The following is a 21,730-nucleotide window of genomic DNA, read 5'->3' as shown; positions in this document are numbered from 1 at the left end:
CTCCTTGTCCGCTGGGGTGGGGCGGTGTCCGCCGGGAGGGTCAGTGCAGGCCGGCCAGGACCCGGTCGAGAGCCCGCAGGGCGAGGGCGAGCTCGTCCTGGGTGATGGACAGGGCGGGACGGAAGCGCACCGAACGCTCACCGCACGGCAATGCGATCACCTGCTCCTCGGTGCGCAACCGGCGTACCGCCTCGTCGCGGGCGCCGCTGTCCGGCAGGTCGATGGCGCTCATCAGCCCGCGCCCGCGCGCGTTGGACGCCACCGCCGCGTGCCGGACTTCCAGATCACGCAGTTCGGCCAGGAACCACGATCCCACGGCGGCGGCCTGGGCCACCAGATCGTCCCGCTCGATGATCTCCATGATGCGCCGGGCGCGGACCATGTCGACCAGCCCGCCGCCCCAGGTGGAGTTGATCCGCCCGGAGACCCGCAGGACGTTGTCGGGCACCTGGTCGACCCGGCGGCCGGCCATGATGCCGCCGAGCTGGACCTTCTTGGCGAAGGCGACGATGTCCGGCTCGAGGCCGAGTTGCTGGTAGGCCCAGGTGGTGCCGGTGATGCCCACACCGGTCTGCACCTCGTCGAGCACGAACAGCGCGTCGTACTCGTGACAGAGCGCCTGCATCGCCTGCAGGAACTCCGGGCGCATGTGGTTGTCGCCGCCCTCGCCCTGGATCGGCTCGGCGATGAAGCAGGCGACGTCGTGCGGGTTGTCCTCGAACGCCCGGCGCGCCTGAGCGAGGGCTCGTCGCTCGGCCTCCTCCACCTCGGCAAGGTGGCGTTCGAGGGGGAACCGCATCGCGGGTACGTCGATGCGGGGCCAGTCGAACTGCGGGAAGCGAGCCGTCTTGTTGGGCTCGGTGTTGGTCAGCGAAAGGGTGTAACCGCTGCGGCCGTGGAAGGCGTGGCGCAGGTGGAGCACCTTGGTGCCTAGGTCGGGGGAGCGGCCCGCGGCCTCGTTGCGGCGGCTCTTCCAGTCGAACGCCGTCTTCAGCGCGTTCTCGACGGCGAGCGCCCCGCCCTCGACGAAGAACAGCCTGGGCAGCTCCGGATCGCCCAGCACCCGGGCGAACGTCTCGACGAACTCGGCGTAGTGCGTGGTGTACATGTCCGGGTTGGCGGGCTTGTTGGCCGCGACCTGCGCAAGCAGGGTCATGAACTCCGGATCGTCCACGATGCCCGGTGCGTTGAGCCCCAGCGGGGCGGACGCGAAGAACGAGTAGAGGTCGAGGAACTTCTCACTGGTGCGTGCGTCCACGATCCAGGAGCCCCGACTGGCGAGCGGGTCGAGCACCAGCTTGAAACCGTCGGTCAGCACATGACGGCCGAGTCTTTCGTGCACCTCGCCCGGGTGGATCGTCGACGCAGCAGCAACCGTCATGGGGCACCTACTCTCGATAGCCGCGAACAGGAGATGTTTCGTCAGTCACGAGGAGTAACGAAATTATCTTAGGAGTGTGGGCGAGATGGCCGCAAGATTTCGTGCACGGATAGATGTGAGTGCCGCCGGAAGGGGCTTGTCCGGCGGCCCGGCCTGCGTTACTGATCATGACTTAGGCCGATTGTCAGTGGTGCGTCCTACTCTCGCCATATGACCTACTGCGTCTGGCACAGGGGCCTCGGCATCACGCTCGACCTGACCGAGGCGGATCTCGGGCACCCCGAATACCCGCGGCTGCTCGACGACATCTACGGCAACTACCAGCCGGATCTTCTGTACTGCCTGGAAGCCCATGAGGACGAGGGGTTCATCTGCCCCGGCTTCATGGCCATCCGCAAGGTCAACGGCCGCCCACACGCCATGCACGTGGCCAAAGGGGAACGCCCCGAGACGAAGGCCGAGAGTGATCTCCACAAAGCGCTCAGGGAATACACCGTCAAGGTCGCGGCGGGGGAGGGATTCCGGGTCACGGGAGCCGCCGAGGCAGCCGAGGGCGGAAAGCGCCGCACGGACGTGACCGTGGAAGGCGGCGACAGTCACCGGCTCGCGTACGAAATACAGCTTGCGGCCATAGCCGGCGGATCCGTCGACGAGCGCACCCGCAGCGCATTACGGGACGGACTCACCCCGCTGTGGCTCGTCAACAACGAGAACGCGATCCCCATCGACCGCGCACCCTGGGCGCGGCTGAACGTACAGAGCTGGCGGGACGTGACCGACCGCGCGGCCCTGCCGGTGCGCGGCGGCGTCAAGCAACTGCACATGTCCCGCTGCGACTGGAGCAATCCGGTGCCCTGCCGGCAGCAGGGCGCCGGCCGGTGCGGCGGACGGCACGCCCTGTGGGAACCCGTGCGCGGCCTCTACTACGACGACGTCATCCGGCGCACGGCCACGGGCGAACTCGTCTCGCTCTATCTGCCCCACCCGGCGGGCCGGCGCGGCTGGCACATGTGGGTCACCCCGACGGACAAGGACGAGTTCCTCGAAGGCCGCCCCGAACCGCTGCCCGGCCAGTCGGCGCCCCATGCCGGCGGGGTGGGTCTCGTGCCCGCGCCTCGGACCGGCGCGCGGGAGGCGGGTGGCCACCTGGAGGCGGGCCTTCGCAGCGAGCTCACCCGGGCGCGTGACGACGAAGGGCCCATCGACGCCTCGCTGTGGCACACCGAGCCGGGATCGTCCGAGTTCTCGCGGCCCTTCACCGTGGGCGAGTTCGTCATACCCGGCGATCTGGTCGCCGCCCGGCGGACCTTCACCCGGGCGCTGGAGCACTGTGCGGACATCGCCGCGCGACTGCCCAGCGGCGCGGACATCGCGGCCGGACGCGCCGAGATCACCGGCGAGCAGCGCGAGCGCCTCACGGACGCCCGGGAACGCTGCCGGCGTCTCGCCGAGGAGATGCACACGCACCCCTGGTGGGAGACGGTCGGCGACCGCCACGCCGGACGGGAGGCGCTGACGCACGCCGCGAACCACGACACCGTATCTGGACTTTCCGTCCAGAGCTTGGACCAGTAGTCTAGGAGCATGACTGACGAGCACGTCCACGACGCCGAGCGGGACGCGATCCTCGCCGCGCTCAGACCGGTCGTCGACGGGATCGCGGCGACGTTCGGCCCGGTGTGCGAGGTGGTCCTGCACGACTACCGGAAGCCGGAGAAGTCGGTCGTCGCCGTCGCCGGTGAAGTGACCGGGCGGGTCGTGGGCGGCGCGATGAGCGAGATCGGCATGAAGGTGCTCGCGCGCGGCGACGAGGCGGCCGACGACTTGAACTACGTCACCCGCACCGCTGCCGGAAAGCTGGTCAAGTCGTCCACGATGGTGCTGCGCGACTCCACGGGAGCGGTGTTCGGCGCGCTGTGCGTCAACGTGGACATCAGCGCGGTCAACGAGGCTCACGCCCTGCTCGGCGCCCTGGCCGGCCTCGGCGCGGGGGCCGCCGAGCCGCCGGTCACCGCCTTCGGCAACGACATCGACTCCGTCGTGGACGCCATCCTCGACGCCCACCGGCTCGGACGGCACCAGAACTGGGCCGCACTGGACCGGGCCGAGCGCCTCGACCTGTTCCGCAGACTCGACGAACACGGCGTGTTCGCCGTGCGCCGCGCGATCGAGCAGGTCGCCGCCCGGCTCGGCATCTCCCGTGCCTCCGCCTACAGCTACCTCGCCCAGGCCCGAGCCGCCAACCACCCGACCCCCGCTGGAGGACACGCGTGACGACCACCACCCCGCCGGTCACCCTCGACACCGTCCGCGAGGCCGCCGACCGCCTCAAGGGCGTCGCCCACCGCACTCCCGTACTGCGCTCCCGTACCCTCGACGCACTCGTCGGCGCCGAGGTCTTCCTCAAGTGCGAGAACTTCCAGCGCGTCGGCGCCTTCAAGTTCCGCGGCGCCTACAACGCGGCCTCCCGGCTCACCCCCGAGCAGCTGGGCCGCGGCATCGCCGCCTATTCCTCCGGCAACCACGCGCAGGCCGTCGCCCTCGCCGCGCGCGAACTGGGCGCCACCGCCGTCATCGTCATGCCCGAAGACGCCCCGCGCTCCAAGGTGGAGGCGACCATCGGCTACGGCGCCGAGATCGTGACGTACGACCGCTACACCGAGGACCGCGTCGCCGTAGGCCAGGCCCTGGCCGCCGAGCGGGGCCTGGCCCTCATCCCGCCCTACGAGCACCCGCATGTCATGGCCGGGCAGGGCACGGCCGCGCTCGAACTCCTGGAGGAAACGGGGGAGTTGGACGCATTGATGGTGCCCGTCGGCGGTGGCGGGCTGATCGCCGGGTCCGCCGTCGCGGCCAAGGGGCTGCACCCCGGGATCCGTGTGATCGGCGTCGAGCCGGAGGCCGGGGACGACACCAAGCGGTCCCTGGAGGCGGGCCGGCGCGTCGGCATCCCCGTGCCGCGCACCATCGCCGACGGGCAGGCCGTGGACACGCCCGGCGAGCTGACGTTCTCGGTCAACCGGCGTCTCGTCGACGGCATCGCCCTCGTCTCCGACGACGAGATCCGCGACGCCATGCGGTTCGCCTTCGAGCGTCTGAAGATCGTCGTCGAGCCGAGCGGTGCCACCCCGATCGCCGCCCTGCTCGCCGGGCGTGCGGGTTCCCTTCCGCGCCGGATCGGTGTCATCGTCTCCGGCGGCAACGTGGACGCGGACCGCTTCGCCCGGCTGTGCGGCCGGGCGACAGTGTCATGACCAGAACTCGTTGGCCCTGTCGATGTCCGCCAGGCACTCGTCAAGGTCGGTGATCTTGTCCCCGATGATCCGGAAGACGATGCCTCCGTCCTCGTCGATCCGCTTGTCGCCGCGCCGGGCGGTGAAGTGGTGCATGGCAACCGCGTGGCCGCGACCGTCCACCAGGACAGTGCGCAGCTCGACCTTGAACGTGCCGCTCGTCTCCTCGTAGAGCCGGCGGTAGTAGTCGAGGACCGCGTCGATTCCCTTGCAGTCGCCGGACAGCTGGTGGCTTCCGGGTACGTGGTGCGTGGCGTCGCCCGTCATCATCGAGCGCAGGGTGTCCATGTCGCCGCGCGAGAAGGCCTCATAGCCCGTGCGGACGAGTTGTGCATGGGGATGTTCAGCCACGGTGATCGCCACCTTTCTGGGTGGTTCGGCGAAGGCGGCCTCGCCCTATTCTCCGCTCGTTCGACCCAGTTGTCCGCTCATTGAAGTTTTCTCCGCATCCCGGATGGCGGTCCCGGCTGGACCGGCGGACGATGGTGTGGTGGGCGGGGCTCGCAAGGAAGGGAGCCGTCATGCTTGAGATCAAGGCGGTCGAGAAGCCCGACGAGCGGCGCGATTTCCCGCGCGGACACCTTGAAGCCGTCCATATGACCGGACTCGACTTCGCGGTGGGGACCTTCGAACCCGGCTGGAAGTGGTCGGAATCCGTGGCCCCGATCGCCGGGACGGACAGCTGCCAGGTCCACCACAACGGATACTGCGTCTCCGGACGCATGCGCCTGCGCATGGACGACGGCGCCGAGCAGGAGATCGGACCGGGCGACGTGTTCGTGGTGTCACCGGGTCACGACGCCTGGGTGGTCAGCGACGAGCCGTGCGTCGTGTACGACTTCGCGGGACAGATGGCGACGGACTACGCAAAGTCGAAGGGCTGAACGTCACACCGGCAGCAGGCGCGCGATGAGCGCGCCGAGCTGCCGCGCGTTGCGGCACTCGTGCATCTCCACCAACTCGGCGTACTCGGGTGCCGCGGAGTCGCCCGTGCCCCACTGGGCGTGCGGCTCGGGGTTCAACCAGTAGACGCGGCGGGCCCGTTCGGCCACCTGCCGCACCGCCGACAGGTTCGGGTCGCTCATGTTCGTACGGGCGTCGCCGAGTACGAACACCGTGGTGCGCGGGCCCACCGCGTCGCCGTACCGCTCCGCGAACTCGCCCAGTGCGACACCGTAGTCGCTGCTGCCGTGCCAGCCCGTGAGCGTCGCCTCCGCCCGGATACGGGCGCCCAGCCCCTCCGGGTCGGCCGCACCGTGCTCGAGCAGCCGGGTCACCTCGTCGAGCCGGTTGACGAAGGCGAACACCCGCACCTTGCTGAACTGGTCGTGCAGCGCCTGCACCAGAAGCATCGTGAAGTCCGAGAACCCGGACACCGACCCCGACACATCGCACAGCAGGACCAGTTCGGGCCGTACGGGACGGCGCCTGCGCAGCACCGGCTTCATCGGCACCCCGCCCGTGGACAGGGAGCCGCGCAGGGTGCGCCGCAGATCGATGCTGCCGCGGGCGGCGCGGCGCCGGCGGGCCGCGAGCCGGGTGGCGAGCTTACGGGCCAGCGGCTGAACCGTCCTGCGCAGCTCGGTGAGCTGGAGCTTCCCGGCGTACAGGAAGTCCACCCGGTCGGGCGTGGTGCCCACCGCGCGCCGTGCGAGTTCGTCCCGGTCGCGCTGCTCGGCGATCCGGCGCCGCGCCTCCACGGCCACCTGCCTGCGGAAGGTCTCGATCCGCCGCCGGATCTCGTCGTCGAGCAGCCGGTCGGCGAACCCGGAACTGCCGTTTCGCGCCTGGACGTTCTCGCGGACGCGGGCCAGCAGGGTCTGCGGGCGGAGCCGGTCCAGCGCCTGGTACGAGGACCAGCCCTGCGACCCCGGCGAGGAGCCGTATCCGCCGAAGCCGTCGACCGCCTCCGCCGCCAGCTGTCCCATCAGGACGACGTCGCCCGCGGCGAGTGCGGCGGCGATCCGTTCCCGTAGATCGTCCCGGTCCGCGGGCTGTGTCTCCGGCGCGCCGACTCCTCGCGGGAAGTACAGGTCGAAGACCGGGTCGAACACCTGCCGCTGGACCGTGCCGTGCAGCAGGGTCGAGGCCAGCCCCTCCCGCAGCAGCTCGCGGTCCGCCAGGCCGAGCGCCGCCACCGCCTGGGCCGCGTCCACGGTCTCGCCGGTGCCGATCCGCATGCCGTGCGCGCGCAGCGCCCCGACCAGCGAGGTGAGGCGCTCCGCCACTCCCGGGGCGGTCACACGGCATCCAGGTCGAGCTTGGCGGCCGCCTTGAGGACGTCGTCCTGATGCTTGAGCAGGACGCCCAGGCTGTCGCGTACGACGCCCTCGTCGAGGGTGCCGGCCCCCAGCGCGAGCAGCGTGCGCGCCCAGTCGATCGTCTCGGCCACCGAGGGCACCTTGCGCAGGTCCATCGCGCGCAGCGCACCGACCACCCGCACCACCGAGTCCGCCAGCGCCTCGTCCAGACCGGGCACCTTCAGCCGTACGATCCGACGCTCCAGCTCCTGCTCGGGGAAGCCGATGTGCAGGAACAGACAGCGGCGGCGCAGCGCCTCGGACAGCTCGCGGCTCGCGTTCGAGGTCAGGACGACGAAGGGACGACGGGTCGCGGTGATCGTGCCCAGCTCGGGAACCGTGACCTGGAAGTCGCTCAGCACCTCCAGGAGCAGGCCCTCCACCTCGACGTCGGCCTTGTCGGTCTCGTCGATCAGCAGGACCTTCGGGTCGTCGCCGCGGATGGCGGTGAGCAGCGGGCGGGTGAGCAGGAACTCCTCGCTGAAGATGTCCGTGCGGGTCTCGTCCCAGGTCTCGTCGCGGCCCGCGCTGATGCGCAGCAGCTGCTTGGCGTGGTTCCACTCGTACAGCGCCCGGGACTCGTCGACGCCCTCGTAGCACTGCAGCCGGACCAGCCGCGCACCCGCGACCTCGGCCACGGCCTTGGCGAGCTCCGTCTTGCCGACCCCGGCCGGGCCCTCCACCAGCAGCGGCTTGCCCAGCCGGTCGGCGAGGAAGACGGTCGTGGCGACCGCGGGCGAGGCGAGATAGCCGGTGGCGGCCAGACGTGCGGAGACGTCGTCGACGGATGAGAACAGCAACGGGGCCTCCAGCTCGGCATGGGTCGGATCTACTATCTAAGCGCTTGTTCACCATCTCTGTCACGCGAAAACTGGCGGCGGTTGTTGATGGACGTGGCGCGGACCTGTCTGAAGGACAGGGGACTGCTGATGTGAGGGGCAGGCTCGGGTGCTCAGGCCGCGGAGCGGCGCCGGCCCTCCAGCAGCGCGGACCCGAGCGGGGTCGGTGTGTGCAGGACGGCGCCGCCCAGCCGATGGGTGCTGAGCAGGCCCGCGTCCCTCAGGACCGTGGTGTGGTAGCTGGCGGTGGCGGGGGACATGCCCGTACCGCGGGCCAGCTCCGTCGTCGTACGCCCGCCCTCGGCGACACGGCCGAGGATCTCCGCCCGGGTCCGCCCCAGCAGCGCGACCAGCGACCGCGACGGTGTCCTGCCGCCCTCGGCCGCCGGGCCGGCCACCTCCAGGGCGGCCTGGTGCGTCATGGGATAGACGACGACCGGGGGCAGACGGGCGTCCTTGAGTACTGTCGGATACCGCCAGCAGAAGAACGACGGGAGCACCAGCACCCCCCGTCCCCGCAAGTGCACGTCCCGCTCCACGCGCAGCCCGCCGATCGTCAGCACCGGTGGCTGCCAGCGCAGTTCCGGGTGCAGTGCGCCCAGCAGACCGCCGGGGTCACCGGAGGCCGGCGGCCTGGCGTGGGCGGCGCGTTCGGCGTCGAAGCGGGCGCGGACATGGTGCCAGTACGGGGCGAGACGGTTCTGGAAGTAGGCCCGCAGGGTGCGGCCCAGGTGCTGGACCGCCTCGCTCTCGCCGTCCGCCAAGGGCCCGCCCCAGGACGGCAACCGGCGCCCCCCGGCGATGAGTTCGAGCAGATCGTGCCGTAATCGTGCGCGCGGCGTGGACAGCAGGGCGTCGATCCCCAGCTCCAGGCCGCCCTCACCGGCCGCGGGTGTGAGGAAGTCCGGTGAATAGCCGACCGGCGGGGCCAGCCGCAGCAGTTGCCGCTCCGGCGCGGTCAGACCGGCGCGGACCTGGCCGCGCCACCGGCCGAAGACCGCCCGGCCCTCCCGTGTCTGAAGCATGTGCATGCTCTGCAGCACCTCCCACAGCGGGTCGGGTGCCTGCGCCAGCCTGATGCGTGTGAGGTCGTCGTCGGTGAAGTGAATGCGCAACGCCATGGTGAACCGTCCCCGTGGACACCGCGGTTACCCCCGTGGTTCCCCTCCGGTGCCTCTCAGCCCATGGTTGGCCCTCCGCCACGCGTGTCACCGGCGGCGCGGGGACCTTCACAGAACTTGGTGACCCTCTCCACCACGGGCTTGGGTCCTTCACCGTCGTGTACGCACGGTCATTCAGCGCTCAGGACGTACGGTCGCGCAGTCAGGATGCGCGCAGACGAGCGCCCCCGACCGGGGGAGCCGGTCAGGGGCGGTGGAGGGGAGCGGCTGTGCAGGTCAGGCGTTCACCGCTCCGGTACGCCCGGCAGGAACGAGTCCGGGACGTCGATGAAGATGTTGGAGACGAAGCCGCCGAGGGCCGGGACGAACGCCCAGAACGGGTTGCTGAAACCCTCGGCGTTCACCGTGTCGCCGCGGCGCTGGAACTCCACGAACACCGGGGTCGGCCCGGCGAGGGTGGTGACGACGGGCGCGTCGACCTTCACGTCCTTGCGGACGCGCACCTGGGTGCCCCAGGTACGGAAGTTCGGGGCCTGCCCGCCGCCCGGCGGAGGCGGCGCCGGGGCACCGCCGACGGCCGCAGCGGTGTCCGCGAGCAACTGCTTCGCCGCGCCCTCCTGTTCGTCGTAGCGCGCCGGATAGGCGGAGCGCTGCACGCTCTGGGCGAGCTGACCCGCCGACTGGCCCGGGTTGTTGCGGTCGTTGGGCACGGCCTGCTCGAAGAACTTCCGCGCCGCGTGGTCGGGGTTCATGCACTCCTCCGGCGTTCCCCACCCCTGGGAAGGCCGCTGCTGGAACACGCCCAGCGAGTCGCGGTCGCCGTAGTTGAGGTTGCGCATGCCCGACTCGACGATGCCGGTCTCGAAGGCGGCCAGCATCACCTTGTCGTTGACGTTCAGTTCCCGGCCGACCCGGTAGATGGTTTTGGCGACTTCCATGTCGTAGGCCACGGCATTCCTCCTGGTGTCCGGTCCTTTGTGCGCTGCTTGGTCGGTGCGGGTGGTGAGCTGCCTTCTGCCCCACCCGATGATTCGGTCGAGGAGAGGGACACCCATCACCGCTCCGGCACGCCGGGAAGGAACGAGTCCGGGTGGTCGACGAAGATGTTGGAGATGAAGCCGCCGAGGGCCGGGACGAAGGACCAGAAGGGGTTGCTGAACCCTTCGGCGTTGACGGTCTCACCGCGGCGCTGGAACTCGATGAAGACAGGCGTCGGCCCGGCGAGGGTGGTGACCACGGGTGCGTCAAGCTTCACGTCCTTGCGGACGCGTACCTGGGTGCCCCAGGTGCGGAAGTTCGGGGCCTGCCCGCCGCCCGGCGGAGGCGGCGTCGGGCCGGGAGCGGGCGCACCGCCCAGGACCTCGGCGACACGGGCCCGGAAGCCCGCCATGTCACCCGGCCAGAAGGCGGGATCCGTCTTGCGCTCGGGAGCCCACTCCTTGTGGGCCAGCGCCCGGTCGGCCCCCAGACCGACATGACGCAGCAGGGCCGCCACCCCGCGCGGGTAGGAATCGATCTGCGCGGGCGTCCAGTCGAAGCGGGTCCCGACCGACTCGGCCTCGACACCGATCATGTACTGGTTGGCGTCGTCCTTCGGCACGTTCTGCCAGGGACCGCCCTTTCCGGCGTGCCACGCCTGCCCGGCCGCGATGACGATCCAGCTGCCGTCGCGCGCCACCCCGAGGTTCGCCCGGGGCCCCGGGAGCGACGCGTCCCCGTCCCGCACGATGGCCAGGCTCGGGTAGTTGCCCTCGGCCGCCCCGGCGGTGTGGTGCAACAGCACACCGCGGATGTCCGCCATGTCGCCATGACCGCGCTGCTGCCAGCCGCCCTCCTCCTGGACCTGCAGCCCCTCCTTGCGCAGGATGTCCGCCAGCCATGTCAGATACGCCATGTGAATCCCCCGTTCGTCGTTTGCCGTTCGTAGCCCGCCGTAAGCCGGCGAGCGGATGCGTCTCAGCGTGCCGGGCCGTCCGGATGGCACTCAACCGCCTTCGAACGGGCTTGAAAAGCGCAGGTCAGCGACGAGGAAGTCCCTTGTCAGTGGCGCCTTGTACGTTTCGGTCATGGGGATCTATCTGGTCAGTGTCGATGCGCGGGAGTGGTTCGACGACGACGAGGAGGAGGGCGGCCGTGGAGCCGTCGCCTCCGCGCTCGACGAGGAGTTGAGACGGCGAGGTCTGCCGCCGTACACGTCGGTGCCCGAGGAGGCGGACTTCGTGCGCGGCTCGGGAATGTCGTTCGAGGAGAAGCTGGTGCCTGCCATGGACGGCTTCAGCGCGCTGTGCCGCTCGCATCTGTCACGGGCGGAGGAGGAGGTGCTCTGCGGCTGGACACTGCTGGTGCCGCTCTCCCTCGACGAGGAGATCTGGCTGCCCGTCAACTCCGCCTACACGGACGAGACGATGGTCGCCGGCGCTCCCCAGGTGCTCCGCCTCGCCGAGCGAGTCGCGACAGCCGTCGAACTGCCGGTGGACGAGATACCGGCGACCAGCGACAACCTGGATCTGACCATGTGGTTCCTGGACGGCCCGGCGAAGGACCTGGCCGCCACCCGGCCCGGACCGTGGAGCGAGGACCTGGACGCCGCGTTCTACGTGGCGCTGTATCTGCGGGCCGCCCAGCACTCGCTGCGCCGCGGCTGTCTGATCGCTTACTGCTGACAGGTACGTCCTGGCCGGCCAGGCGACATCGGCGTCGCGACCCCGGAAGACGTTGAGGCGAATCCCGGGATGGCGTCGAACGCCACCCCGGGATTCCGTTGTGTCGGGTCATGCGGGATCGCAGGAGGGTTCCAGGTCCTGTGGAGTTTCCGGTATGGCGCCGGGTTCGCCGCGGGTGTTGGAGGCGCGCAGCCCGATGGCTCCGGCTGCCAGGAGGCAGAGGGCGCTGATGAGCAGGGCCCGCTGGAATCCGGCCGTGAGTGCCTCCGGGAGCGGGGTGTGGGCAGCCAGCAGGTGGCTGGTGCGGCTGGTCGCGATCCCGCTGAACACCGCCAGGCCGAGCGCTGACCCGAGCTGGAAAGAGGTGGTGATCAGGGCCGCGGCCAAACCGGCCCGATCCTCCGGCACGCCCGCGTTCGCGGCCGTCTGCACACCGGCGTACAGCAGCCCCAGCCCGGCTCCCATGACCACCAGCGGGGTGAGCAGGTTGCCGAGATAGGTGCCGTCCACCGGGATGCGGGACAGCCACAGGATGCCACCGGCGGCGAGCAGCGCACCGGAGACGATGATGGGACGGGTACCGGTCCGGACGAACATCTTCGTCGCCAGGGTCGAGCCGAATCCGATGCCGACGCTCACCGGTACATACGAGAGTCCGGACTGCAGCTGGGAGTAGCCCAGGACGTTCTGCATGTACAAAGTGACGAAGAAGAACATCGAGTAGAACCCGGCCCAGGCGATCACCTGGGTGGCATCGGCCGCGGCCAGGCCCTTGATCCGGAAGATCGACAGCGGGACCAGCGGATGGGCGCGCCGTTGCTCATTGACCACGAACGCGGCCAGCAGCAACGCCGAGGCGGCCAGCCCCCCGATGGTGCGGCCCGCACCCCAGCCCTCGTCCGGCGCCTTCACCAACGTGAAGATCAGCAGCAGCATGCCGGCGGTGACCAGCACCGCGCCGACCACGTCGAAACCGCCCGGTACTGACCGGCCGTGGTCGGCCTTCAGGATCCGGTACGCCCCGAACAGCACCAGCGCGCACAGCGGGAGGTTCACGAAGAACACCCACCGCCAGCCGAAGTCCTGGGTGAGCACGCCGCCGAAGAGCAGGCCGACCGCCGAGGCCATCCCGCTGATCCCGGCCCACACGCCCAGCGCCTTGTGCCGGTCGGAGCCCTGGAAAGTGGTGGTCAGGATGGACAGCGCCGCCGGGGACATCATCGCCGCCCCGAAGCCCTGGGCGAGCCGGGCGCCGACCAGCAACCCCTGGCTGTCGGCCAACCCACAGGCCAGCGAGGAGGCCGCGAACAGCGCGGTGCCGGTGAACAGCAGCCGCCGCCGCCCCAGCAGGTCAGCGGCCCGACCGCCCAGCAGCAGGAACCCGCCGTAGGTGATCAGATAGCCGCTGACCACCCACTGCAGGTTCTGCACCGAGAACCCCAGATGCGCACGGATGGTCGGCAGCGCGACGTTCACGATGGCGCCGTCCATGACGTCCAGGAACGTCACCGCGCACAGCAGCGCCAGCGTGACCTTGCCGCGCCCGGTCGCCAGGAGCGACTCCCGGGGCGGTGCCGCCGATGCGGTCAGGGCCTCGCTCACGACCCGGCTGCTTCCATCACGGGGCCGACCTCGACCCCGCCGCCGACCCGCAGCACCGGGCAGTCCTTGGCCAGCGCCAGCGCGCCGTCCATGTCCTCGGCGGACACCACCGAGTAGGCGATCATCCGGGAATCGCTGCCGCCGACCTCGCCGAGCGAGGCGTAACCGGTCACCGCGTTGCCGATGTCCACCAGGGCCGAGCCCAGCCCGCCGAACCAGGCCTGCCACTCGGCCGGCGTCCCGGCGTCCGGCTTGTAGTCGGAGGGCACACGGAAGGAGAAAACGTACTTGGCCATGATCTGTGGTCCTGTTCTGTGTCCGGGGCGCGCCCCGGACCGGGACCGCCTCCAACTGGATGGACGCCAGCGCCCGCCGGAAATTGGTCGGCTCACCGCCGCCCAATTCGCCGGACCGACGGCGTCTTCATAGGTAAGCGAGCCGAACGCACCCGGCGGGAAGAAGAGCGAGGATGCATGCCGATGGAGATGGACACGACGGACCTGATCGCCCGGGCACGGGCCGGGGACCACAACGCGTTCCGCGACCTGGTGCAGGGCCACTCCCACGAGTTGCAGGTGCACTGCTACCGCATCCTGGGATCCCTGCAGGACGCCGAGGACGCGCTCCAGGAGACCCTCGTGTCCGCCTGGCGTAACCTCGGCGAGTTCGGCCAGCGGTCCTCGCTGCGGACCTGGCTCTACAAGATCGCGACCAATCGGTGCCTGAGCATGCTGCGCGCGGGCAGCCGACGCCCCCGCATCGCCGCCCCGCTGCCCGAGACCGACCTGCCCGAACCCACCGGCGGCGGCGACGCACCGGCCTGGCTGGAGCCGTACCCCGACGTCCTGCTCGACCATCTCGTCGACCGGCGCCCCGGGCCGGAGGCCCGCTACGAGACGACCGAGGCCATCTCCCTGGCCTTCATCACCGCGCTGCAACTGCTGCCCCCACGGCAACGCGCCGCCCTGGTCCTCCGCGACGTCCTTGGCTACCACGCCGCCGAAGTCGCCCAGATGCTCGGCACCACCCAGGAAGCCGTGAGCAGTGCCCTGAAACGCGCCCGTGCCACCGTCGACGGCCACCTCGCCGAACCCAGCGGTACTGGCGACAGGCCTGCACCCCAACCCGACACCGCCGCCGAACAGCGGCTCGTCGCCCGGTTCACCGACGCCATGGAACGCGCCGACCTGGACGCCCTGATCGACCTGCTCGTCACCGACGTGAAGCTCTCCATGCCCCCGGCCATGCTGGAATACCGCGGCATCGAAACAGCCCAGCGCATCCTGGCGGCCGTCACCTTCCGCCCCGGCCGCGCCTACCGCGCGGTCCCCACCCGCGCCAACGGCCAGCCGGCCTTCGGCCTGTACCTGGCAGACCCGCACGCCGGTGTCTACCGCGCCTACTGCCTCCTGGTCATCACCACCGTCGGCGACCACATCACAGCCATCACCAGCTTCACCACCGACGTCATGACACGCTTCGGACTGCCCCGGACCCTCCCCGAAACGGATTGAGGGACAGGGGCAGCGCCAGGGTTTCAGCACGCTCGTCGTACTCGACCCGCCACGCCCGCCGACGGTACGCGGCTACGGGCTGACCTCGGCGCTTGCCCGACCGCTGACCAGCACCACCTCCAGAGTGCGCGGACCGTGCACGCCCTCGACCCGGTCCAGTTCGATGTCGCTGGTCGCCGACGGGCCGGAGATCCAGGTCAACGGGCGGGCCGGATCGAGGCGTTCGAGGGCCTGGGGCACGGACGAGACGACCTGGTCCGGGACGCGTACGACACAGATGTGGTGGTCGGGAACGAGGGTGATGCGGCGGCGGCCCTGGTCGGGGCTGCCGTCCAGGACGATGGTGCCGGTCTCGGCGACGGCGACCGCGCAGCCGGTGACCACGCTCCCGACCTGGTCCAGCTCGTGAGGGGTGCTCTCGGCGCGATCCGGCACCCGCTCGGCGTCCGTCCCCGCGAGCCACTCCTCGTCCAGCCCGGACGGCACCAGCACTGTCTTCGAGCCCCGCTCGGCGAGCAACCGGCCGATCACCGCCGCCAGTTCGGCCGCTGTGCAGCGGTGGACGACCGCCCGGTAGTCCGCCAGGTTCTCGGCCAGCAGATCCACCGTCTGCTCGATGCTCCGCTCCCCGTGCTCCCGCAGATAGTCGCGGGAAACGGCCTGCTCATAGGGCGTGTCGTCCTGTGGTACGTCCGCGAGTGCGCGCCGCACCCGGCCCAGGATCCGTTCCCTGCTGCTCACTTCGCGCCGTCCTTTCCGCCGTTCGTGCGCTGCCACCAGTCGCGGAACGGTTCCGCGGGCACCGACGGCAGATCCCGCGTGCCGCTCCACGCCTTGCCCGGGCCAGGCAGCGTCCGCGGATGCAGGCGACGCGTGCGGGAGGCGAGCCGCTGGCCGGTGCGCAGGGCGCCCGGGTGCGTGAACGCCCAGCGGGCCGCGCGCATCGCCGCCCGTTCGGCCGCATGGCCCTTCGCGGGCTGCAGCACCACCTTGTTGCCCTCGCGGGTCACCTGTCCGCCTTCCACGACCCGCTCCCGCAGATGGACCAGCACCTCCGGGATGTCGATGGCGACCGGGCACACCTCGTAGCAGGCGCCGCACAGCGAGGACGCATACGGCAGGGAGGCGTCGATCTCGCTTGCGATGCCCCGGAGCTGAGGGCTGAGGATCGCGCCGATCGGTCCGGGATACACCGAGCCGTAGGCGTGGCCGCCCGCCCGCTCGTACACCGGGCAGACATTCAGGCAGGCCGAGCAGCGGATGCAGCGCAGCGCCTGGCGGCCGACCTCGTCGGCGAGGGTGTCGGTGCGGCCGTTGTCGAGCAGCACCAGGTGGAAGGTGCGCGGTCCGTCGCCGTCCGTGGTGCCGGTCCACGTCGAGGTGTAGGGGTTCATGCGCTCGGCGGTGGAGGAGCGGGGCAGGGTCTGCAGGAAGACCTCCAGGTCCTGCCAGGTCGGCACGATCTTCTCGATGCCGACGACCGAGATCAGCGTCTCGGGCTGGGTGAGACACATCCGCCCGTTGCCCTCGGACTCGACGACCACCAGCGTGCCGGTCTCGGCGACCATGAAGTTGGCGCCGGAGATGCCGACCTTGGCGCGCAGGAACTTCTCCCGCAGGTGGAGGCGGGCGGCCTCGGCGAGTTCGGCGGGCGTGTCGGTCAGGCCCTCCGGGGCCGGGCGGCCCCACTCGCTCATCTCGCGCTCGAAGATGTCCCGGATCTCGCCGCGGTTGCGGTGGATCGCGGGGACCAGGATGTGGGAGGGCCGGTCCTTGCCCAACTGCACGATCAGTTCGGCGAGATCGGTCTCGTAGGCGCGGATGCCCTCGGCTTCGAGGGCTTCGTTGAGGCCGATCTCCTGCGTGGCCATCGACTTGACCTTGACGACCTCCGACTCGCCGGTCGCCTTCACCAGGCCGGCCACGATCCGGTTGGCCTCCTCGGCGTCGGCGGCCCAGTGCACGATGCCGCCCGCGGCCGTGACCGACTCCTCCAACTGCTCCAGATACCGGTCGAGATGACGCAGCGTATGGTCCTTGATCCGCTTGCCCGCCTCGCGCAGCGCGGCCCAGTCGGACACCTCCGCCACGGCCTTCGCCCGCTTGGCGCGGATGGTGTGCGTGGCGTGCCGCAGATTGCCGCGCAGCGTCGGATTGCCGACCGCCTCGTGCGCGGCCTTCGGGAAGGCCGGCATTCCTACGAACGTCCCGCTCATACGGCCGGCTCCTCCTCCGTGCTCGCCAGGATCTCCGCGATGTGCACCGGCCGCATGCCGCTGCTGAGCCGCGCCATCGTCCCGCCGATGTGCATCAGACAGGAGTTGTCGGCCGCGCACAGCACCTGAGCGCCGGTCGACTCGGCGTTGCGCACCTTGTCCGTGCCCATCGCCGCCGAGACATCGGAGTTCTTCAGCGCGAAGGTCCCGCCGAAGCCGCAGCACTCCTCGGCACCCGGCAGCTCGACCAGTTCCAGGCCCTTCACGGCCTGGAGCAGCCGGCGCGGGCGGTCACCGAGCCCCAGTCCGCGCAGTCCGTGACAGGTCGGGTGGTAGGTCACCCGGTGCGGGTAGTACGCGCCGACGTCCGCCACCCCGAGCACATCCACCAGGAATTCGGTGAGCTCGTACGTCTTCGGGACGACGGGAGCCAAGGTCGCCGCCAGTGTGTCCCCGCGCCCCTCGGCCCGCGCCCGCTCACCCATCCGCGGATACAGCTCCCGCACCATCGCCCCGCATGACCCGGACGGCGTCACGATCGCCTCGTACTCGCCGAATACATCGGAGAAATGCCGGGCAAGCGGCTCGGCCTCGTGCCGGTATCCGGTGTTGTAGTGGGCCTGCCCGCAGCAGGTCTGGGCCATCGGGAAGTCGACCTCGACGCCCAGCCTGGTCAGCAGTTTCACCACGGCGCGGCCGGTCTCCGGATAGAGCGTGTCGTTGACACAGGTCAGGAACAGGGCGACACGCATCGCGGCTCCTTGTGATCGATCATCGGATGAGTGAAGGGTAGCCGGGGGACGCGGCGTGGGGGAGACCCCTCTCATCTTCCGGCGAGCCGGGCCTGCGCCTCACGCCACCGGGCGGTGTCGCCCCGTGGCTCGTAGCGGGTCAGCGGCTGGGTGCGGGTGAGCAGGCGCCGCCCGCTCGCGAGGTCGCCGACCAGCCCGTGCGCCCGGGCCTGGACCAGCACGTTCCCCAGCGCCGCGGCCTCCGTCGGGCCCGCCACCACGGGCAGCCCGCAGGCGTCGGCGGTCAGCCGGCACAGCAGGGCGTTGCGGGTACCGCCGCCGACGACATGAACGACGTCGACCGGATGCCCGGCCAGCCGCTGGGCGTCCTCGATCGCCCGGCGGTGGGCCAGAGCGAGCGAGTCGAGAATGCAGCGCGTGATCTCGGCAGGGGACTCGGGCACCGGCTGCCCCGAGACACGGCACGCCTCAGCGATCCGCTCCGGCATCCGCCCGGGCGCCAGGAACGCCGCGTCCCCCGCATCCACCACCGACCGCAGGGCCGGCACCTCGGCCGCCGCCAGCAGCAGCTCGCCCAACTCCGGCTCGCCCCAGGCCCGTACGCACTCCTGGAGCAGCCACAAGCCCATGATGTTGCGCAGGTAGCGGACCGTGCCGTCCAGCCCCAGCTCGTTGGTGAAGTTGGCGGCCCGGCTCTCCTCGCTCAGCACGGGCGCGTCCAGCTCGAGACCGGCCAGCGACCAGGTCCCGGTGCAGATGTAGGCGAAGCGCTCGCCGTCGGCCGGTACGGCGGCCACCGCCGATGCCGTGTCGTGCGAGCCGACCGCCGTCACCGGCACCGGACCCCTCAGCCCGGTCTCCTCCAGCACCTCGGGCCGCAGTACACCCGCCGGATCCCCGGGCTGCCGCAGCGGCGCGAACAGGCCCAGGTCGACGCCCAGCCGGGAGGCGACCTCGTGCGACCACTCGCGCGTCCGGGGATCGATCAGCTGGGTGGTGGAGGCGTTGGTGAGTTCGGTGCCCTGCTCGCCGGTGAGCCAGTAGGCCATCAGGTCCGGGATGAGCAACAACCGCTCGGCATGGGCCAGTTGGGCCGTCTCCCGCGCCGCGACCAGCTGGTACAGGGTGTTGAACGGCGCGTACTGCAATCCGGTCGCCGCATACAACTGCTCCGCCGGCACGCTCGCCCACACCTTCTCCGCGACACCCTCGGTACGGGAGTCCCGGTAGTGCACGGGATTGCCCAGCAGTGCTCCGTCCGCGTCCAGGAGCCCGTAGTCCACGGCCCAGCTGTCGATGCCGACGGAATCGACCTGCCCCGCAGCCTTGAGTCCGTCCAGGACGCCCCCGTACAGGGAGAGGATGTCCCACCGCAGGCCCTCGGCCACCCGGACGGGCCGATTGGGGAAGCGGTGCGCCTCGGTCAGCTCCAGGCTGTCGGGGCCGACGCGGCCGACCATGACCCGCCCGCTGGACGCGCCGAGGTCGACCGCGGCGTACGACTTCACGAGCGCGCTCACCGCAGGAAGGCGGCCGCGACGCCGGCGTCGACCGGGACGTGCAGCCCGGTGGTATGGGTCAGCTCCCCGCCGGTCAGCGCGAACACGGCGTTCGCGACATGCTCCGGCAGCACCTCCCGCTTGAGGATGGTCCGCTGGGCGTAGAACTCGCCCAGCTTCTCCTCCGGCACCCCGTACACGGCCGCCCGCTGCGCGCCCCAGCCGCCCGCGAAGATCCCGGAGCCGCGCACCACACCGTCCGGGTTGACCCCGTTGACGCGGATGCCGTTCTCACCCAACTCGGCTGCGAGCAAACGTACTTGGTGGGCCTGGTCGGCCTTGGTGGCCGAGTAGGCGATGTTGTTGGGCCCGGCGAAGACGGCGTTCTTGGAGGCGATGTAGACGATGTCGCCGCCCAGCTCCTGCGCGATCATCACCCGCGCCGCCTCCCGCGACACGAGGAAGGATCCACGGGCCATGATGTCGTGCTGCAGGTCCCAGTCCCTGGCCGAAGTCTCCAACAACGGCTTGGAGATGGAGATCCCGGCGTTGTTGACCACCAGATCGACCCCGCCGAAGGCGAGCACGGCCGCCTTGAAGGCCGCGGCGATCTGCTCCTCGTCCGTCACGTCCACGGCGACGGCGACGGCCTTGTCCGGGCCGCCCAGCTCCTCGGCCACGGCAGCGGCGTTCTCCGCATGGAGATCGGCGACGACGACACACGCGCCCTCACCGACCAGCCGCTCCGCGATGGCCTTCCCGATCCCGCTGCCCGCGCCCGTGACGAGCGCGACCCGCGTGGCGAGCGCCTTGGGCTTCGGCATCCGCTGGAGCTTGGCCTCCTCCAGAGCCCAGTACTCGATGCGGAACTTCTCCGACTCCTCGATCGGCGCATACGCCGACACGGCCTCGGCCCCGCGCATCACGTTGATGGCGTTGACGTAGAACTCGCCGGCCACCCGCGCGGTCTGCTTGTCCTTGCCGAAGCTGAACATGCCCACCCCCGGCACCAGCACGATCGCCGGGTCGGCGCCGCGCATCGCGGGGGAGTCGGGCAGCGCGTGCCGCTGGTAGTAGGCGGCGTACTCCTCGCGGTACTCGGCGTGCAACTCCTTGAGCCGCGCGATCGCCTCCTCCACGGGAGCGGCCGGTGGCAGATCGAGCACGAGCGGCCGTACCTTCGTCCGCAGGAAGTGATCGGGGCAGGAGGTCCCGAGCGCGGCGAGCCGCGGATGTTCGGCCCGCGCCAGGAACTCCAGGACGACCTCGGAGTCGTTGAAGTGCCCGACCTGCGGCCTGTCCTGAGAGGCGACGGCCCGCACATACGGCGCCAGCGCCGCCGCCCGCTCCCGCCGCTCGGCCTCGGGCAGCGCCTCACAGCCTGCGATCACCGGCCCGAACGGTTCGTCCTTCGCCCGCTCGGCGAGGAACGCCTCGGCGGTGCGGATGATGTGCAGGGAGTTGCGCTCGCACTCCTCGGAGGTGTCGCCCCAGGCGGTGATCCCGTGCCCGCCGAGGATGCACCCGATGGCCTGCGGATTGGCCTCCTTGACCGCCGCGATGTCCAGGCCCAGCTGGAACCCGGGCCGCCGCCACGGCACCCACACCACCGTGTCGCCGAAACACTCGGCGGTCAGCTTCTCCCCGTCGGCCGCGCAAGCGAGCGCGATCCCGGAGTCCGGGTGCAGATGATCGACGTGGGCGGCGTCGACCAGACCGTGCATCGCGGTGTCGATGGAGGGAGCGGCACCGCCCTTGCCGTGCAGGCAGTAGTCGAACGCGGCGACCATCTCGTCCTCGCGCTCGACGCCCGGATAGACCCCCTGCAGGGCCCGCAGCCGATCGAGCCGCAACGCGGCGAGCCCGGCCTCGGTGAGCGTACCGAGGTCACCACCGGACCCCTTGACCCACATCAACTCGACGTCACCACCGGTGACAGGGTCGGTGTCGGTGCCCTTGGCGGAAGTGTTGCCCCCGGCGTAGTTGGTATTGCGGGGATCCGCACCGAGCCGGTGGGAGCGAGCCAGCAGAGCAGCGGCTTCGGGGTGGGATGCCATGTCCATTCAGTCCTTCGAAAGATACGTGCGGATCAGCGCCCCGTCAGGGGCGCGGGGCTGTATCAATGTGCGGCTCCGCCGCGCGGGTGCGACCAGCCACATCCGGCCCGCGGCCTGCAAGCAACCGGATCTGGCAGGTGAGTGGCAGCGTTCAGGTTCCCCATCCGGCTTGCTGCCCGCCGATGCGTTCTTCAATGATTTTTTCGGCCCATCCGGAGCGGCGGTAGGCACCGATGGGGTCGGGGTCGAGGCCCATTTCCTGGCGGACTTCGGCGAGCAGGGGGCGTACGTCGGTGTTGTAGGCGTCCATCAGCACGGCGTTGGCTTCGAGGACGTCGCCGGCCCGCTGAGCCGCGCCCAGGGAGTCCCGGTCGATCAGCAGTGCCTTGGCCGTCGCCTCCTGGACGTTCATGACGGAGCGGATGATGGCGGGGATCTTGGCTTCGATGTTGTGGCACTGGTCCAGCATGAAGGCGACCTGGTCGGTGTATCC

General features: G+C 70.6%; 20 protein-coding genes and 1 pseudogene. 6 read left to right on the top strand and 15 right to left on the bottom strand.

What is annotated here, in order from left to right; translation table 11 throughout:
* Positions 1 to 40: 40 nt before the first annotated feature.
* On the bottom strand, positions 41 to 1,381 hold the full coding sequence (lat, locus tag ACFY1U_RS36125; RefSeq protein WP_390698257.1) for an L-lysine 6-transaminase: 1,341 nt from the start codon (positions 1,379 to 1,381) through the stop codon (positions 41 to 43).
* A gap of 210 nt (positions 1,382 to 1,591) precedes the next feature.
* On the opposite strand from lat, the gene ACFY1U_RS36120 reads away from it, so the two are divergent.
* From ACFY1U_RS36120 to ACFY1U_RS36110, 3 genes are read left to right on the top strand one after another with little or no spacing between them, the layout of a single operon-like run.
* Entirely contained in the window at positions 1,592 to 2,956 is a 1,365-nt protein-coding gene (locus ACFY1U_RS36120) for a hypothetical protein (RefSeq protein WP_390698256.1), read from the top strand.
* 9 nt (positions 2,957 to 2,965) lie between these two features.
* Positions 2,966 to 3,655, top strand: coding sequence for a transcriptional regulator (locus ACFY1U_RS36115; RefSeq protein WP_390698255.1), 690 nt, complete (start codon positions 2,966 to 2,968; stop codon positions 3,653 to 3,655).
* On the top strand, positions 3,652 to 4,635 hold the full coding sequence (locus ACFY1U_RS36110) for a threo-3-hydroxy-L-aspartate ammonia-lyase (protein ID WP_390698254.1): 984 nt from the start codon (positions 3,652 to 3,654) through the stop codon (positions 4,633 to 4,635). Before ACFY1U_RS36115 ends, ACFY1U_RS36110 begins: the two co-directional genes overlap by 4 nt.
* On the opposite strand, the gene ACFY1U_RS36105 is transcribed toward ACFY1U_RS36110, so the two are convergent.
* The gene (locus tag ACFY1U_RS36105) at positions 4,630 to 5,025 is read right to left on the bottom strand and encodes a nuclear transport factor 2 family protein (RefSeq protein ID WP_390698253.1); all 396 of its coding nucleotides are present in this window, start codon (positions 5,023 to 5,025) and stop codon (positions 4,630 to 4,632) included. The genes ACFY1U_RS36110 and ACFY1U_RS36105 overlap by 6 nt on opposite strands.
* A gap of 170 nt (positions 5,026 to 5,195) precedes the next feature.
* Between ACFY1U_RS36105 and ACFY1U_RS36100 the strand changes: the two genes are divergently transcribed.
* Complete coding sequence (locus ACFY1U_RS36100) at positions 5,196 to 5,558, top strand: cupin domain-containing protein (RefSeq protein ID WP_099934631.1); 363 nt, start codon at positions 5,196 to 5,198, stop codon at positions 5,556 to 5,558.
* Positions 5,559 to 5,561: 3 nt separating this feature from the next.
* Here the strand turns inward: ACFY1U_RS36100 and ACFY1U_RS36095 are convergent, their stop codons facing one another.
* The 5 genes from ACFY1U_RS36095 to ACFY1U_RS36075 all read right to left on the bottom strand — a co-directional run bounded on the left by ACFY1U_RS36095 (position 5,562) and on the right by ACFY1U_RS36075 (position 10,828).
* Positions 5,562 to 6,854, bottom strand: coding sequence for a VWA domain-containing protein (locus tag ACFY1U_RS36095; protein WP_390698470.1), 1,293 nt, complete (start codon positions 6,852 to 6,854; stop codon positions 5,562 to 5,564).
* A gap of 59 nt (positions 6,855 to 6,913) precedes the next feature.
* Entirely contained in the window at positions 6,914 to 7,771 is an 858-nt protein-coding gene (locus tag ACFY1U_RS36090) for an AAA family ATPase (RefSeq protein WP_390698469.1), read from the bottom strand.
* 155 nt (positions 7,772 to 7,926) lie between these two features.
* Positions 7,927 to 8,934, bottom strand: coding sequence for an ArsR/SmtB family transcription factor (locus tag ACFY1U_RS36085; RefSeq protein WP_390698252.1), 1,008 nt, complete (start codon positions 8,932 to 8,934; stop codon positions 7,927 to 7,929).
* 284 nt (positions 8,935 to 9,218) lie between these two features.
* Entirely contained in the window at positions 9,219 to 9,884 is a 666-nt protein-coding gene (locus tag ACFY1U_RS36080) for a hypothetical protein (protein ID WP_390698251.1), read from the bottom strand.
* Between the two features lie 104 nt (positions 9,885 to 9,988).
* Complete coding sequence (locus tag ACFY1U_RS36075; RefSeq protein ID WP_390698250.1) at positions 9,989 to 10,828, bottom strand: N-acetylmuramoyl-L-alanine amidase; 840 nt, start codon at positions 10,826 to 10,828, stop codon at positions 9,989 to 9,991.
* 172 nt (positions 10,829 to 11,000) lie between these two features.
* Here ACFY1U_RS36075 and ACFY1U_RS36070 point away from each other — a divergent pair, with 172 nt between their 5' ends.
* A complete protein-coding gene (locus tag ACFY1U_RS36070; RefSeq protein WP_390698249.1) occupies positions 11,001 to 11,597 on the top strand; it encodes a hypothetical protein in 597 nt (198 codons plus the stop codon).
* Between the two features lie 108 nt (positions 11,598 to 11,705).
* Here the strand turns inward: ACFY1U_RS36070 and ACFY1U_RS36065 are convergent, their stop codons facing one another.
* Together ACFY1U_RS36065 and ACFY1U_RS36060 are read right to left on the bottom strand one after the other, a co-directional pair.
* Positions 11,706 to 13,199 carry an MFS transporter gene (locus ACFY1U_RS36065; protein ID WP_390698248.1) on the bottom strand — a complete coding sequence of 498 codons (1,494 nt, stop codon included), beginning with the start codon at positions 13,197 to 13,199 and terminating at the stop codon, positions 11,706 to 11,708.
* Complete coding sequence (locus ACFY1U_RS36060) at positions 13,196 to 13,495, bottom strand: hypothetical protein (protein ID WP_390698247.1); 300 nt, start codon at positions 13,493 to 13,495, stop codon at positions 13,196 to 13,198. Before ACFY1U_RS36060 ends, ACFY1U_RS36065 begins: the two co-directional genes overlap by 4 nt.
* Before the next feature lie 183 nt (positions 13,496 to 13,678).
* On the opposite strand from ACFY1U_RS36060, the gene ACFY1U_RS36055 reads away from it, so the two are divergent.
* A complete protein-coding gene (locus ACFY1U_RS36055; RefSeq protein WP_390698246.1) occupies positions 13,679 to 14,713 on the top strand; it encodes a sigma-70 family RNA polymerase sigma factor in 1,035 nt (344 codons plus the stop codon).
* A gap of 72 nt (positions 14,714 to 14,785) precedes the next feature.
* On the opposite strand, the gene ACFY1U_RS36050 is transcribed toward ACFY1U_RS36055, so the two are convergent.
* The 6 genes and pseudogenes from ACFY1U_RS36050 to ACFY1U_RS36025 form a co-directional block, all read right to left on the bottom strand.
* Entirely contained in the window at positions 14,786 to 15,454 is a 669-nt protein-coding gene (locus tag ACFY1U_RS36050) for a lactate utilization protein C (RefSeq protein WP_390698245.1), read from the bottom strand.
* Positions 15,451 to 16,929: a LutB/LldF family L-lactate oxidation iron-sulfur protein gene (locus ACFY1U_RS36045; RefSeq protein ID WP_390698244.1), complete on the bottom strand. Its 1,479-nt coding sequence runs from the start codon at positions 16,927 to 16,929 to the stop codon at positions 15,451 to 15,453. Before ACFY1U_RS36045 ends, ACFY1U_RS36050 begins: the two co-directional genes overlap by 4 nt.
* Positions 16,926 to 17,681 carry a (Fe-S)-binding protein gene (locus tag ACFY1U_RS36040; RefSeq protein WP_390698243.1) on the bottom strand — a complete coding sequence of 252 codons (756 nt, stop codon included), beginning with the start codon at positions 17,679 to 17,681 and terminating at the stop codon, positions 16,926 to 16,928. The genes ACFY1U_RS36045 and ACFY1U_RS36040 overlap by 4 nt, the downstream gene beginning before the upstream one ends.
* Positions 17,682 to 17,752: 71 nt before the next feature.
* Positions 17,753 to 19,189: a rhamnulokinase family protein gene (locus tag ACFY1U_RS36035; RefSeq protein ID WP_390698468.1), complete on the bottom strand. Its 1,437-nt coding sequence runs from the start codon at positions 19,187 to 19,189 to the stop codon at positions 17,753 to 17,755.
* Between the two features lie 8 nt (positions 19,190 to 19,197).
* Positions 19,198 to 21,237 carry a bifunctional aldolase/short-chain dehydrogenase gene (locus ACFY1U_RS36030; RefSeq protein ID WP_390698242.1) on the bottom strand — a complete coding sequence of 680 codons (2,040 nt, stop codon included), beginning with the start codon at positions 21,235 to 21,237 and terminating at the stop codon, positions 19,198 to 19,200.
* A 151-nt stretch (positions 21,238 to 21,388) separates the two neighbouring features.
* Positions 21,389 to 21,730: pseudogene (locus tag ACFY1U_RS36025) on the bottom strand (rhamnose isomerase); the annotation flags it as partial.

It is taken from the genome of Streptomyces sp. NPDC001351 (assembly GCF_042896045.1).
Classification (GTDB): domain Bacteria; phylum Actinomycetota; class Actinomycetes; order Streptomycetales; family Streptomycetaceae; genus Streptomyces.
Note: the sequence above shows the minus strand (reverse complement) of the source record. Positions and strands in the feature narration are given on the sequence as shown.

What these genes read in the sequence shown, in the direction of transcription:
- ACFY1U_RS36040 (WP_390698243.1), bottom strand. Translation starts at nt 17,681, where the DNA reads ATGCGTGTCGCCCTGTTCCTGACCTGTGTCAACGACACGCTCTATCCG.
- ACFY1U_RS36095 (WP_390698470.1), bottom strand. Translation starts at nt 6,854, where the DNA reads ATGCGGATCGGCACCGGCGAGACCGTGGACGCGGCCCAGGCGGTGGCG.
- ACFY1U_RS36085 (WP_390698252.1), bottom strand. Translation starts at nt 8,934, where the DNA reads ATGGCGTTGCGCATTCACTTCACCGACGACGACCTCACACGCATCAGG.
- ACFY1U_RS36060 (WP_390698247.1), bottom strand. Translation starts at nt 13,495, where the DNA reads ATGGCCAAGTACGTTTTCTCCTTCCGTGTGCCCTCCGACTACAAGCCG.
- ACFY1U_RS36055 (WP_390698246.1), top strand. Translation starts at nt 13,679, where the DNA reads ATGGAGATGGACACGACGGACCTGATCGCCCGGGCACGGGCCGGGGAC.
- lat (WP_390698257.1), bottom strand. Translation starts at nt 1,381, where the DNA reads ATGACGGTTGCTGCTGCGTCGACGATCCACCCGGGCGAGGTGCACGAA.
- ACFY1U_RS36030 (WP_390698242.1), bottom strand. Translation starts at nt 21,237, where the DNA reads ATGGCATCCCACCCCGAAGCCGCTGCTCTGCTGGCTCGCTCCCACCGG.
- ACFY1U_RS36075 (WP_390698250.1), bottom strand. Translation starts at nt 10,828, where the DNA reads ATGGCGTATCTGACATGGCTGGCGGACATCCTGCGCAAGGAGGGGCTG.
- ACFY1U_RS36045 (WP_390698244.1), bottom strand. Translation starts at nt 16,929, where the DNA reads ATGAGCGGGACGTTCGTAGGAATGCCGGCCTTCCCGAAGGCCGCGCAC.
- ACFY1U_RS36070 (WP_390698249.1), top strand. Translation starts at nt 11,001, where the DNA reads ATGGGGATCTATCTGGTCAGTGTCGATGCGCGGGAGTGGTTCGACGAC.
- ACFY1U_RS36120 (WP_390698256.1), top strand. Translation starts at nt 1,592, where the DNA reads ATGACCTACTGCGTCTGGCACAGGGGCCTCGGCATCACGCTCGACCTG.
- ACFY1U_RS36115 (WP_390698255.1), top strand. Translation starts at nt 2,966, where the DNA reads ATGACTGACGAGCACGTCCACGACGCCGAGCGGGACGCGATCCTCGCC.
- ACFY1U_RS36100 (WP_099934631.1), top strand. Translation starts at nt 5,196, where the DNA reads ATGCTTGAGATCAAGGCGGTCGAGAAGCCCGACGAGCGGCGCGATTTC.